The sequence below is a fragment of the Nitrospiria bacterium genome (genome assembly GCA_035498035.1).
Lineage (GTDB): Bacteria > Nitrospirota > Nitrospiria > JACQBZ01 > JACQBZ01 > JACQBZ01.
Genome location: DATKAN010000041.1, coordinates 1 through 13,279, shown reverse-complemented (window position 1 = coordinate 13,279; position 13,279 = coordinate 1). Strand labels below are relative to the sequence as shown.

The 13,279-nt window shown below is 58.4% G+C and carries 10 protein-coding genes and 1 pseudogene; all 11 read right to left on the bottom strand.

The genetic code is table 11. The annotated features are described in order from the left end of the window. Positions 1–255: 255 nt before the first annotated feature. A complete protein-coding gene (gene guaA, locus VMN77_08575; GenBank protein ID HTN43834.1) occupies positions 256–1,851 on the bottom strand; it encodes a glutamine-hydrolyzing GMP synthase in 1,596 nt (531 codons plus the stop codon). 32 nt (positions 1,852–1,883) lie between these two features. Further along, the gene (gene guaB, locus VMN77_08570) at positions 1,884–3,335 is read right to left on the bottom strand and encodes an IMP dehydrogenase (GenBank protein ID HTN43833.1); all 1,452 of its coding nucleotides are present in this window, start codon (positions 3,333–3,335) and stop codon (positions 1,884–1,886) included. Positions 3,336–3,496: 161 nt separating this feature from the next. Continuing rightward, the gene (locus tag VMN77_08565; protein ID HTN43832.1) at positions 3,497–3,850 is read right to left on the bottom strand and encodes a hypothetical protein; all 354 of its coding nucleotides are present in this window, start codon (positions 3,848–3,850) and stop codon (positions 3,497–3,499) included. Positions 3,851–3,932: 82 nt separating this feature from the next. Next, positions 3,933–6,494, bottom strand: coding sequence for an alpha-glucan family phosphorylase (gene glgP, locus VMN77_08560; GenBank protein ID HTN43831.1), 2,562 nt, complete (start codon positions 6,492–6,494; stop codon positions 3,933–3,935). 35 nt (positions 6,495–6,529) lie between these two features. Beyond that, a complete protein-coding gene (gene ppsA / locus VMN77_08555) occupies positions 6,530–8,950 on the bottom strand; it encodes a phosphoenolpyruvate synthase (protein ID HTN43830.1) in 2,421 nt (806 codons plus the stop codon). A gap of 52 nt (positions 8,951–9,002) precedes the next feature. Next, positions 9,003–9,755 (bottom strand): 2,3-diphosphoglycerate-dependent phosphoglycerate mutase, encoded by a 753-nt coding sequence (gene gpmA / locus VMN77_08550; GenBank protein ID HTN43829.1) that lies wholly within the window; start codon positions 9,753–9,755, stop codon positions 9,003–9,005. Positions 9,756–9,797: 42 nt separating this feature from the next. Beyond that, complete coding sequence (gene pfkA, locus VMN77_08545) at positions 9,798–10,769, bottom strand: 6-phosphofructokinase (GenBank protein HTN43828.1); 972 nt, start codon at positions 10,767–10,769, stop codon at positions 9,798–9,800. 126 nt (positions 10,770–10,895) lie between these two features. After that, positions 10,896–11,198, bottom strand: a complete 303-nt coding sequence (locus VMN77_08540; GenBank protein HTN43827.1) for a GYD domain-containing protein — start codon at positions 11,196–11,198, stop codon at positions 10,896–10,898. Positions 11,199–11,255: 57 nt separating this feature from the next. Continuing rightward, positions 11,256–11,429 carry a hypothetical protein gene (locus VMN77_08535; protein HTN43826.1) on the bottom strand — a complete coding sequence of 58 codons (174 nt, stop codon included), beginning with the start codon at positions 11,427–11,429 and terminating at the stop codon, positions 11,256–11,258. Further along, positions 11,411–12,457 (bottom strand): CapA family protein, encoded by a 1,047-nt coding sequence (locus VMN77_08530; protein ID HTN43825.1) that lies wholly within the window; start codon positions 12,455–12,457, stop codon positions 11,411–11,413. Before VMN77_08530 ends, VMN77_08535 begins: the two co-directional genes overlap by 19 nt. Before the next feature lie 191 nt (positions 12,458–12,648). Beyond that, positions 12,649–13,047 (bottom strand): annotated as a pseudogene (locus VMN77_08525) (DNA polymerase ligase N-terminal domain-containing protein). Between the last annotated feature and the right edge of the window lie 232 nt (positions 13,048–13,279).

The window sequence follows — 13,279 nt, the reverse complement described above, 5'->3', positions numbered from 1 at the left end:
ATTCTCTTGAGGCGGCTCAAAAAGCTCCAGATGCCCCCTCCGGGGACTTCCAGTATTTTTATTACTGGAAGTGGGTCGCAATGCCGCAGGGACCGAGGAGACCGCAGCGTACAAAGCAGGTACCTGAGGATCTCCGAGGGCCCGAGAAACCGCACCGCGTTGAGTCAGCGACGCGGAATATAATCGGGGCCGAAGGCGCCTCTTCTCGGTTCGCCGTCTTCGGCAACGAAGCCGATGGACTTATTCAGCCGCCTCCTACTCCCACTCGATCGTGCTCGGCGGCTTGGACGATACGTCGTAAACCACCCGGTTGACCCCCCGGACCTCATTCACGATCCGGTTCGAGATCCGCTCCAGCACCTCGTGCGGCAGCTTGACCCAATCGGCCGTCATCCCGTCCTGGCTGTGAACGGCCCGTATCGCCACGACAGGCTCGTACGTGCGCTCGTCCCCCATCACGCCGACGGTCTTGATCGGGAGCAGGACCGCAAAGGCCTGCCAGATTGAACGGTACAGGCCGGCCTTCCGGATTTCCTGTTCGACAATATCGTCCGCTTCGCGCAACAGATCCAGACGCTTTCGCGTCACCTCCCCGATGATTCGGACCGCCAAACCCGGTCCCGGAAACGGATGCCGCCAAAGGATTTCCTCCGGGAGGCCCATCTCCTCGCCCAATCTGCGCACTTCATCCTTGAACAATTCGCGAAGGGGTTCCACCAGCTTGAACCGCATCCGCGTCGGCAGGCCGCCGACATTATGATGCGTCTTGATGGTTGCGGAAGGCCCTTTAAACGAAACGCTCTCGATCACGTCCGGATACAGGGTGCCCTGGACCAGGAAATCCGGACGTCCCAAATTCTTCGCCTGATCCTCGAAAACATGGATGAACTGACGGCCGATGATCCGGCGTTTCCGTTCGGGGTCGGTAACCCCTTTTAGTTTCTTCAAAAAACTTTTGGAGGCGTCCACGTACCGGAGATTCAGTTTAAACGATTTTCGAAACGTCTCCGTCACGCGTTCGGCTTCCTTATGGCGAAGCAGCCCGTTGTCCACGAAAACGCAGGTCAGCTGATCCCCGATGGCGCGATGGGTGAGGATGGCGGCCACGGCCGAGTCGACGCCTCCGCTCATGGCGCAGATCACACCGACGTCCCCGACCCGTTCACGAATCTGGTCGACGGCGCGTTCCAGATAGGCCTTCATCGTCCAGGTCGGGGCGCAGCCGCAAATGCGGTAAAGAAAATTTTTCAGAATGGCAAGCCCCTGGGGGGTGTGGGCGACTTCGGGATGAAACTGAATCGCATAAAGACGCCGCTTTTCATTCCGCATGGCCGCGATAGGCGAATTGGCCGTGTGCGCCAGGACATCAAACCCCGGGGGCATCCGATCGATCCGGTCGCCGTGGCTCATCCAGACCACCGTTTCGGGTCGTGAGCCCTGGGCGCCCGAGGCGGCGCCGACGCCGTTCAACAGATCCGTGGCATCATCAATCACCAGATCGGCCCGCCCGTATTCCCGTCGCGCCGACTTGGAGACCTTCCCGTCCAACCGGTGGGTGATCCATTGCATCCCGTAGCAGATGCCCAATACCGGGACGCCCAGATCCAGGATTTCCGGAGGACAATAAGGCGGTTTGTTATCGTAAACGCTCGCCGGGCTGCCGGAGAGAACGATCCCTTTGGGCTTGAAGTCTCGGATGAATGAGATCGGGGTATCACAGGGATGGATCTCGGAGTAGACCTGGCTTTCGCGAATCCGTCGTGCGATGAGCTGCGTGTACTGGGAACCGAAATCCAAGACGAGAATCTTCTCGGCGTGGATCGGGTCGGGATGCCCTTCGGCGGCGCGCATGATTACCTCAACGGGTTTCACCCGGAACCTGTTCAGTCACGTTCAACACGGTAATTGGGCGCCTCCTTCGTGATGATCACGTCGTGCACATGACTCTCACGAAGCCCGGCCTGCGTCAGCTTGACGAAGCGGGCCTTTTTCTGAAGTTCCTTGACCGTCCGGCAGCCGCAATAGCCCATGCCGGCCTTGAGCCCGCCGACGAGTTGATAGACGACGCTGGCGATGGAGCCCTTGTACGGAACGCGGCCCTCGATCCCCTCGGGAACGAGCTTGGATTCCGTTTCATGCTCCTGAAAGTAGCGGTCCCGCCCCCCCTTGACCATGGCGCCGAGGGAACCCATGCCCCGATAAACTTTGTAGCTCCGGCCCTGAAACAATACGGTTTCGCCGGGACTCTCCTCCGTCCCGGCAAAGATGCTCCCGATCATGACGGAGTCCGCCCCCGCGGCGATCGCTTTGCTGATGTCACCCGAATATTTGATCCCGCCGTCGGCGATGATCGGCACACCCGGCTTGGCCGCGGCCTCCGCGCAGTGGAATATGGCCGTCAATTGCGGGACGCCGGCCCCGGCGACAATCCGGGTCGTGCAGATGGACCCCGGTCCGACCCCGACCTTCACGCCGTCGACGCCGGCCTTGATCAGATCCCGGGTGGCTTCGGCCGTCGCCACATTGCCGCCCACCAGCTCCAGGTCCGGATAGTTCTTTTTGATTTTGGAGACGGTCTCCAGGACGCTGAGCGAATGGCCGTGGGCCGTGTCCACAACGATCAGGTCGACGCCGGCCTTCGACAGAAGATCGACCCGCTCCATGGCGTCTTCCCCGACGCCGACCGCCGCGCCCACGCGCAAGCGTCCGCTGGCGTCCTTGCAGGCGTTGGGGTATTTGATCTTCTTCTCGATGTCCTTGATCGTGATCAGTCCTTTCAACTCGAAGGCTTTGTTGACCACCAGCAGTTTCTCAATGCGATTTTTCTGAAGGATCGCCTTGGCCTCTTCGAGACCGGTCCCCTCGGGCGCGGTGATGAGGTTTTTATGCGTCATGACTTCGGAGACTTTCAGGTTCATCCGCGTCTCAAAACGAAGATCGCGATTGGTCACGATTCCGACGAGCTTGCCCCCCCGGGTCACGGGGATGCCCGAGATCCGGTACCGGGCCATCAGCTGAAGCGCCTCGCGAATGGTCTGGTCGGGCGAGATGGTGATCGGATCGATGATCATTCCGCTCTCGGATTTCTTCACCTTGTCCACCTCGACCATCTGCTCCTTGGGAGACATCGCGCGGTGGACGATTCCGATCCCCCCTTCCTGCGCCATGGCGATCGCCATGCGCGCGTCCGTGACGGTGTCCATGGCGGCGCTGATGATCGGGATATTGATTCGAATCCGCCGGGTGAGGTGGGTCTGCGTTTCGACAAGACGGGGCAGCACGGATGATTTGGCCGGGATCAGGACGACATCATCGAACGTCAAACCTTCTTCCATTCTATTCTTCAGCGTCATGGAGGCTCGTATTAAAACCGCTTATCGCGACTTCCCCGTCGAAAAGGGTGGATCATAATTAGCATATTCGCACGACGGCGTCAAGAGATATTGAAAAATCCGGTTTGGAAAAGCGGCGACGGCGATCGGTGGCGTGTTGGAGATCACCAACGAAAAACGAACAACGGCAGCTCCACGAGAGACGCCGGACGGGAATCATCGGGGACCAAACCGAAATCCTGGCGCGGCCGTTCTTCGACGGAGAAAAGGGGCTGGACGAATTGCGGGGGGAGATGCGGAATGAATGGGGCGCTTTTCAAACGGTTCGGATTATCTTCCGACGGTGCGGATTCACTCACCCGTGAACCGGAAGAGACCCCCCAGTAAATGACTCCTGCGCCGATCACAACCGCTCCGCCTACCGAAAAACTCACATAAACCTGCGATTCAGCCCGAGCCGGGTTTGGGGCGAAGAGGATTAGAAGACCGAGCAGTCGGATCAGGATTCGACGCTTCATTTGATTTCGTTTACGTGAGCGGATCGTCGAATGCAAACCGTTTTCCCACTTTCCGGTCGCCCCGGGACGAGTGGAAGATCGTTCATGCCCACAGGATTAATCCGAGTTCCCACGGACTCGAAAGGTCCTCGTGTTTCGGAATCACACGAATGGTGAAGCCGTGAAGTCCGCTTTTGCTGCAGGGCACGGCCCAGACTTCGAAGAGGGAAAGCCCCTCTTTTGACCGTTCCTTAAACTCCATCCGGGTCGGCTGGGCCTCCACGATTTCCCCCTGTGCATTCGTTCGACCCATGAGCAGTTCCACGGTAACATCCTCTGGCGTAAGTGTCCCCAACTGAACCCAGGTCTTCACATCGATCTTGTCCCCGACCCTTAATTGAGGCGCGGGAGGAGCCTCGACTCTTTCGATCCGGATTTCTCCCCAATGGGTCCGAAGCCTCGCCTCCCAGCTTGCAAGACTCTTCGCCCTCGAAAAATCGGTCGCATACAGCCGCTCAGAAACATCGGCGGCCGGGAAATAAAACCGCTCGGAATATTCACACACCATCCGGTTGGTGTTGAACTCCGGACAGAGCACCGCCATCGCTTTTTTCATCCGGGTGATCCATCGTCGGGGGAGATGGTTCGTTCCCCGCTCATAAAACATCGGGATGATTTCCTTCTCCAAAATGTCGTACAGCGCGCTGGACTCCACTTCGTCCTGTGCGGCCTCGTCGCCGTACAGCTCTCCTCGACCGATGGCCCAGCCGATTTCGGATTGATAGGCCTCGTCCCACCAGCCGTCCAGAATACTGACGTTGAGGACGCCGTTGGCCGTGGCTTTCATTCCGCTGGTCCCGCTGGCCTCCAGCCCTCGTCGGGGCGTGTTAAGCCAGACATCCACGCCCTGCACCATATACCGGGCCACCTCCATGTCGTAGTTTTCGAGGAAAACGATCCGGGACCGGAATCGATCCAGCCGGGAGAGGTGGATGATCCGACGAATCAGTTCCTTGCCCTGATCGTCTCGGGGGTGGGCGAGACCCGCATAGATGATCTGGACGGGGCGCTCGGGATGATTGAGAATATTCGCAAGCCGATCCGGATTGTGCAGAAGCAGCGTCGCCCGTTTGTAGACTGCAAACCGCCGGGCAAAGCCGATCGTCAGGGCTCCCGGGTCCAACACTTCGTCGGCCCGTTCCAGATCGGCCTCCGGGGCCCCTCTGAGGTGAAGCTGCGTCCGCAGGCGCCGGCGAGCAAAAGCCACCAATCGCTCACGCCGCCGCTCATACGTCCGCCACAGTTCCAAGGGCGGGATTTCTTCAATCCCTTTCCAGTTCGTCGGATCCGCGGGTTCTTCCAGCCATCGGGTTCCAAAATAACGGTCAAAGAGATCGGCCATGTCCTTTGAAATCCACGAACGCACATGAACAGCGTTGTTCACATGCGACAGCGGCGATTCCTCGAGCGGGACGCCCGGCCAGACGCCGGCCCACATTTTTCGTGAAACCGTTTCGTGCAACCGGCTGACCGCATTCAGATGGGCCGATAGCCGGAGGGCCAAGACCGTCATGCAGAACGGTTCACGGTCATCTTCGGGATTCTGGCGACCGAGGGCGAGGAACTCTTTTCGAGAAAGGCCCACCTGGCGATAGAAATTCCCGAAATATTTTTCGACGAGGTCGGGGTGGAAATAGTCATTCCCGGCCGGGACCGGAGTGTGGGTCGTAAATACCTGACCGGCGGCGGCCACCTTCCGGGCTTCGGCAAACGAGAGTTTGTGGTCCTTCATTAAACAGCGGACACGCTCGATGGCCAGAAAGGCCGAGTGCCCCTCGTTCATGTGACAGACCGTGGGTCGTAATCCCAGAGCCGAGATCAACCGAAAACCGCCGATTCCAAGAATCATCTCCTGTTTAATCCGCATTTCGATGTCTCCGCCGTAGAGTTGATCCGTGATTTCACGGTCCTCTCGACGATTGGTATCGACGTTAGTATCCAGCAGATAAAGCGGAACTCGCCCCACCTCAACGCGCCAGACCTGGGCCGTGACGGTACGCTCCGGGAAGGCCACCTCGACCGTCACCCGCTTTCCGGTTGCATCAAGGACCGGTTGGATCGGCAGATTATAAAAGTCGTTGTCGGCGTAGGATTCTTGTTGCCAGCCGTCCGCGTTGAGATACTGGTTAAAATAGCCCTGCTGATAGAGGAGCCCCACGCCTACCAGCGGCAGGCCCAAGTCGCTCGCCGATTTGAGAAAGTCGCCGGCCAGTATCCCCAACCCGCCGGAGTAGATCGGAAGGCAGTCGGTCAGCCCGAATTCGGCCGAGAAGTAGGCGATGCGGTCTCGATCCTCGGTGCCCCGTGTCGCGCGATACCACGTCGTGGGATTGGAAAGATAGTTATCAAAATTCCGACAGACCCGATCAAAGTGAGCGAGGAAACCGGTGTCCTCCGAAGCCGCGTTCAATTGTTCCTGATTGATCCGGCCCAGCATCAGAACGGGATTGTGCCGTGTTTGTTCCCAGACCTCCCGATCCAAACGGCGAAAAAGCTCTCGCGTGTCGGGATCCCACGACCAGTACAGGTTATAAGCCAGATCTCTTAGCCGCTCCAGACGCGCCGGGAGGGATGGCACGACGGTAAATATGCGAACCGGTTTCATCAGCGCTCCTTTTTCAAGGGAGACAGTACGGCAGACTATTTCCGCCCCGTCGCTTTTTCGGTCTCCACAATCATGACCGTGGTTTTCATTATGGCGTCCGGATTGAGCGAAATGCTGTCGATTCCCTGTTCGACCAGGAATCGCGCAAACTCCGGATAGTCGCTCGGCGCCTGGCCGCAGATGCCGATCTTTCGGCCTTTGGCTTTGGCGGCTTTGATGACGGTTGCCACCATCGATTTAACCGCCGAGTTTCGTTCATCGAACAGCGGGGCCACAATCTCGGAGTCCCGGTCCACCCCCAGGACAAGCTGGGTGAGATCATTGGAGCCGATCGAGAAACCGTCAAATAATTCCGCGAAGGCATCGGCCAGAATTACATTGCTTGGAATTTCGCACATCACATAAAGTTCCAATCCGTTTTGGCCCCGTTTGAGGCCGTTCTTTTCCATTTCGGCCTGGACGAGCCGCCCCTCCTCGACGGTGCGGCAAAACGGGACCATTAATTTGACGTTGGTCAATCCCATCTCATCCCGCACCTGTTTCATCGCCCGGCATTCCAACGCGAACCCGTCGCGGTAACGCGGGTTATAGTAACGCGAGGCGCCGCGGAACCCCAGCATCGGGTTCTCCTCGACGGGCTCATACGGCCCCCCGCCGATCAGGTTGGCGTATTCGTTGGTCTTGAAATCGCTCAGCCGGACGATGACGTCCTTCGGATAAAACGCCGCCGCAATCGTTCCGACCCCTTGGGCCAGTCGGTCGACGAAATATTCCACTTTGTCACCGTATCCCGCCGTCAGCCGATCGATTTCGGCCTTGACCGCCGGGTCTTCCAGCTTATGATAGTTCACCAACGCCAACGGGTGAATCTTAATCCATGTGCTGATGATGAATTCCTCGCGGGCCAGTCCGACTCCGTCGTTGGGAATGAATGAAAGGCCGAAAGCCTCCTGGGGATTGCCCAGATTCATCATGACCCGGGTTTTGGGGCGCGCCAGGGATTGGAGGTTGATTTTCTCGACCGCGAAGGACAGGACTCCCTCATAAACGACACCGGTCTCCCCCTCGGCGCACGAGACGGTCACCGACTGACCGTCTTTGAGTCGTTCGGTCGCCTGTTCGGCCCCCACCACCGCGGGAAGGCCGAGCTCGCGGCTGACGATCGCCGCATGGCAGGTCCGGCCGCCCCGATTGGTCACGATGGCGGCCGCCTTTTTCATGATCGGCTCCCAATCGGGGTCCGTCTTGTCGGTGACCAGCACTTCGCCCGGCTTGAAACGGTCGATATGCTGAACGCTCTTAATCACCCGCACCGGGCCCTGGCCGATCTTCTCCCCGACGCTTCTCCCTGTGACCAACGCCTTCCCGCGTTGCGCGAGGTGGTAGATCTCGACTTCATTCCGGTCCTTTTGGGACTGGACCGTCTCGGGGCGCGCCTGAACAATAAAGAGCTCGCCCGTCAATCCGTCCTTGGCCCATTCCATATCCATCGGCGTCCGCCGGCCTTTTTTGGCGCTGTAGTGCTCTTCGATGACACAGGCCCACCGGGCCAGGGTCAGGATCTCGTCGTCGGTGATGGCGAATCGGGCGCGATCGTCGGGGGGAACCGGAATGTTCTTCACCATTCGGCCGCCTCCCACATCATAGACCAGTTTGAATTCTTTGGTGCCCAGCATCTTTTGCAAAATCGGCCTATATCCCGCCTTGAGCGTCGGCTTGAAGACGTAAACCTCGTCAGGATTCACCGATCCCTGAACGACGTTCTCGCCCAAACCGTACGAGGCGTTGATCAGTACGGCGTCGGAAAAACCGGTCTCGGTATCAATGGAAAACATGACCCCCGACGCCGCCAGATCCGATCGCACCATCCGCTGCACGCCGATCGAAAGTGCGACCTTGAGGTGATCAAATCCTTTGTCCGTGCGGTAAGAAAGCGCCCGATCGGTAAAAAGCGAGGCGAAACAGCGCTTGCAAGCGTCCAAAAGCGCTCGGCGGCCCTGAACATTAAGATAGGTTTCCTGTTGTCCGGCGAAGCTCGCATCCGGCAGGTCCTCGGCCGTCGCGCTGCTTCGAACGGCCACATCGAGCGGGCCGTGGGTTTGATCGCTCAACCGATCATAGGCGTCGGTAATCGCGTGCTCCAATTCCTTGGGGAGATTGGCCGAAACAATCGCTTGGCGGATCTTAAGCCCCCGTTGGCGAAGATTCTCCAGATCGCGCGTATCCAATCCCTTCAACGCTTCGCGGATGGTTTGATCCAGACGGGCTTCCCGGAGAAAACCGCGATAGGCCGCCGCCGTGACCGCGAACCCGTTCGGTACCTTGACTCCTTTGGAGGTCAATTCCCGGACCATTTCTCCCAGTGATGCGTTTTTTCCGCCGACATTCGGGACATCGTTAATGCCGATCTCTTCAAACCAAAGGATAGATGAAGTAGCGTCCGATTTAGGATTCACAATATCGCCTCACATCCTGTAATGGATTCCGATTTACGGAGGCCGCGCGGTATCACTTCGCTTTTCCCTTCGCCTGATTCGCGACCGCCTGAGCCGCTCGCTTTGCACGAGCGGGATCGCCCAGATAGAAACTCCGAACCGGCTTCAGATCCTCCTCGAGCTCATAGACCAAAGGGATACCGGTGGGGATGTTGAGCCCGACGATCTCCTCGTCCGACACCCGATCCAGATGCTTGACCAACGCCCTCAGGCTGTTGCCGTGCGCCGCGATCAGGACCCGCCCGCCGCGTTGGATCGCGGGGGCGATGGTCTCATTCCAGTAGGGAAGAAATCGCGCCACCGTGTCCTTGAGACTTTCGGTCAACGGCAGCTCATCCGGCCGGAGTCCGGTGTAGCGGGGATCGCGGCCCGGGAAGCGTTCGTCATCCGGGGTGAGCGACGGGGGGCGTACATCGTAGCCACGGCGCCATCGCAGCACCTGCTCTTCACCGTGGAGCCGGGTCGTCTCGGCTTTGTCGAGCCCCTGTAACGCGCCGTAGTGCCGTTCATTCAGCCGCCAGCTTCGATGGACCGGGATCCACATAAGATCCATCTCTTCCAAGATGATCCAGAGAGTCTTGATCGCGCGTTTGAGCACCGAGGTGTAGGCGATATCGAAGGTGTATCCCTCCTGCTTCAGAAGACGCGCGGCATCGAGCGCCTCGCGGGCCCCTTTTTCGCTCAGTCCGACATCGATCCAGCCGGTAAACCGGTTTTCCTTGTTCCAGAGGCTCTCGCCATGACGGACTAGCACCAATTTTCTCATATTCCGGAATTCCCCCCATTGTCACTTTTTTGGTATAAAGGATTATCGCGCTAAGACGCGCGCCAACTCCAGAAGACTGAGATCCAGCGGCTTCCTGACGTGGGCCACCTCGGCCAGCGGCGTTGTCGAAACCCGACCTTCCAATAGTCCCACCAGGACGCCGGACTGACCCCGAACCAGCGCTTCCACCGCGCCGGCGCCCAGCCGCGTGGCCAGGATTCGGTCAAACGCACCCGGCGCGCCGCCCCGCTGCACGTGCCCAAGAAGCGTCACGCGAAGGTCGAACCCGATGCGTTGATGGTGTTCATGAAAGTAAGCCGCAATCTCGGCCGCCTTATATTTCGCCCCCTCGGCGATCACGGCGATCGCGTGGGATTTTCCCCGATCATAGGCGGCCCTAAGTTCCTGAGCGATGATCTCCGGATCACAGGGCGCTTCGGGAATGGCGATCACCTCGGCGCCGCCCGCGATTCCGGCCATTAGCGCAAGGTATCCGCAATCCCGTCCCATCATTTCGACCAGGAAGGCCCGTTGGTGAGAGGAGGCGGTCGTCTTGAGCCGGTCGATCGCTTCCAGCGCGATATTGAGAGCGGTATCAACCCCGATGGTGATCTCGCTGCCAGCCAGGTCGTTATCGATGGTCGAGGCGACCCCCACCACCGGCACCCCCATCTGGGAAAGATCGTATGCCCCGGCCTGGGAGCCGTCCCCGCCGATGATCACCACGGCCTCGATCCCTTGAGCCTGGAGCGCCGAGACGGCCCGGCGTCGCGCCGGTTCGGTCTTAAACTCCGGGCTGCGCGTGCTCCCGAGCATGGTTCCGCCCCGCTCAAGAATTCCGCCCACCCCGCGCGCCGTCAACGGAACGGCATCGCCGGCGATCAGCCCCGCATACCCGTGTCGAATGCCGAAGACCTCCATCCCCGCGGCAATCGCCGCCCGGGTCACGGCCCGGATCGCGGCATTCATTCCGGGGGCATCGCCCCCGCTGGTCAATACCCCGATTCTTCTCATCGGTCTCCCGTTACCGGATCACGCCCTTCTTCATGTTATCCTCACACCCACAGAAAAAAAAATCAAGCGGAATTTCTTATTCAACGTCCCATGACATCCGGATCGACGCCCCTTCGACAAAATCCTTCATGTGGCGAGTTCCCCCAACATCCCCCTAAACTGTTCCCACGGTATGGCCGGCCAGGTCTCGGTCGTTGCATGGCCGAAAGACCGAACAATGGTCGCGACTTGTCCGGCCGTGATTTCATCCGGCGCCTCAAACACGTCCAGATAATCATAGGGTCCCAAAACGGCATAATTGGAGACCCATTTCACCCTGGGACAATGCTTCTTGATTTTCTCCTTCACCTCTCCTTCAAGCTTTTTAAGCCGGTCCGGCGAGGTCATGCTCTCCGGCGAGACCTTCGTCAACAAAATGTAGGTTCCCATTCGATCCCTCCTCGTTGATATTCATTCCCGGTTGTTTTGTACATCCGCGCGACCCTCCTACGACGGCTCGCACGGCGGGGTCCGCACTTTCAACGACCGACGCTTCTCGGGCGTCAAAGCCGATTCCAGGTGCCAGGCGGGATCGGCGTCGGCGTCATTGTTCTTTATCGGAAGCCAATCCTTCCCCGATCCCCTCCCCTTCATGAAGGCGGTCAATCCCTCATGACCCATGACAGGCATCCTTTTGTTTTATCCCAAACAAATATCGTTCCGAATCCCTCAGAAACCCTTTTCATCTTCTCAGCAATGGCACGGGCCCGATCGCTGGCGGCCAGCCGTGCCTGGAAACTCTCGATCACGGTCGGATACAGCCACAACTTCTTCAAGGTCCCATCCTTAATTTCAACGATAAAAATAAATGACTCGTCGTTGCGCTCAATCTCGTCAACCGCATAATCGTCCACAAAGTTTCCTGTAGAATAAAAAATGGGGCGGCCCTTGTAAATTTCGACCCCTTGAAAGACATGGCAGGAATGGCCATAGACGATATCAGCGCCCGCGTCGATCAGCGCATGGGCAAATGGGATATGCTTCGGCTGCGGCCGATAACCCCAGTTGGGACCCCAGTGCGCGGAGACGATGAGCAGATCCGCCTTCCCTCGTGCCCGGCCTACAATCTGAAAAAGCCTTTGAGCCCGACGATCCTGGCCATCCACCGGCACATAGAAGATCCCGGGTTTTTCATCCGTGGCTTCCCATTCCGGTTCATTATCGGTAAAGGCGATGATGCCCACCTTCGTTGCCTTTTGATCAATGACGGATGACCGGGATGCCTTCTCATCATTTTCGCCCGCCCCGGCATGCGCTATACCGTATTGATCTAATATTTTCAGCATCTCGAACAGGGCCTCATACCCGAAGTCCAGGGTGTGATTATTCGCCAGCGAGACGGCGTCCAAACCCGCCGCCTTCAACACTGCGGCATTCTTGGAATCGGAACGAAAGCGAAACACCTTCGGCGTCGCTGACCATGGCGCCCCGTAATCAGAGAGCACGCACTCAAGATTCCCCATGCGAAAGTCGGCGTCCCTAAACACAGGCAGGGTATCCCCCCATGGATATTGGGCTGATCGACCTCTCAGCATTTCATTGACCAGCCGCCCTAGCATGATGTCGCCGACAAAAAGAAGTCGCACGAGTCCTGACTCCACATTAAGAAAAACCCGGACCTTGAGCGCAATTCCGAAGGTTTTCCTCAATAGAATCGACGTAGCAACGAAGGCATCTGCAGACCACCCTCGCGATTATCTGGGATCCACGGGACGCATCACCCATTACATAAGAGGGTCCTTGATCATCCAAGTCCTCCCATTTATGCGGTCTCACACGGGGGAACCCTAATTTTCAACGACCTGAGCCGGACCGGCGTGAGGGCCGGCCTCAATTTCCATGAGGCATTGGCATGTCGATCCTTCTTCTTGATCAACAACCAGTCCTTTCCGGAACCTCTCCCCTTCATCAGAACCAGCGAGAACTCTCCTTGCAACTTTTTGCCTTCCAGGCGGAACGAGAGACTGCCTTTAGACAATCCAGCTTCCGCATCTTCAAGCGGCACAAATTGTCCCTCATCCCATATCAGGACAGGCCCCGCCCCATAACTGCCCTCTGGAATGATTCCCTCGAAGCTTCCGTACTCCAGCGGATGATCCTCCACCTGAACGGCCAGCCGTTTCTCGGCCGGATTCATCGAGGGTCCTTTTGGAACGGCCCAGGATTTTAAAACCCCCTCCACTTCCAGGCGCAGGTCATAGTGAACCCGGGTGGCATGATGTTCGTGGACAACGTAACGAAATCGGCCCATGAATTCGAACCCCCTCCGCGGGTGTCGGCTCCTTGAAGTATGATCGATTACTCCCTCAGGAACTTCTAGGCGTTCAACGCCCGGCCAGCATCCTCACAATATCGTTATTTTCTTCTTCCGCGGCGAGCATCAAGGCGGTCCGGCCGAATGCGTTCTTGGCCTTGGGATTCGCCCCCGCGTCGAGGAGCGTTTGAACGATATCGGGCCAGCCCGCCTGCGC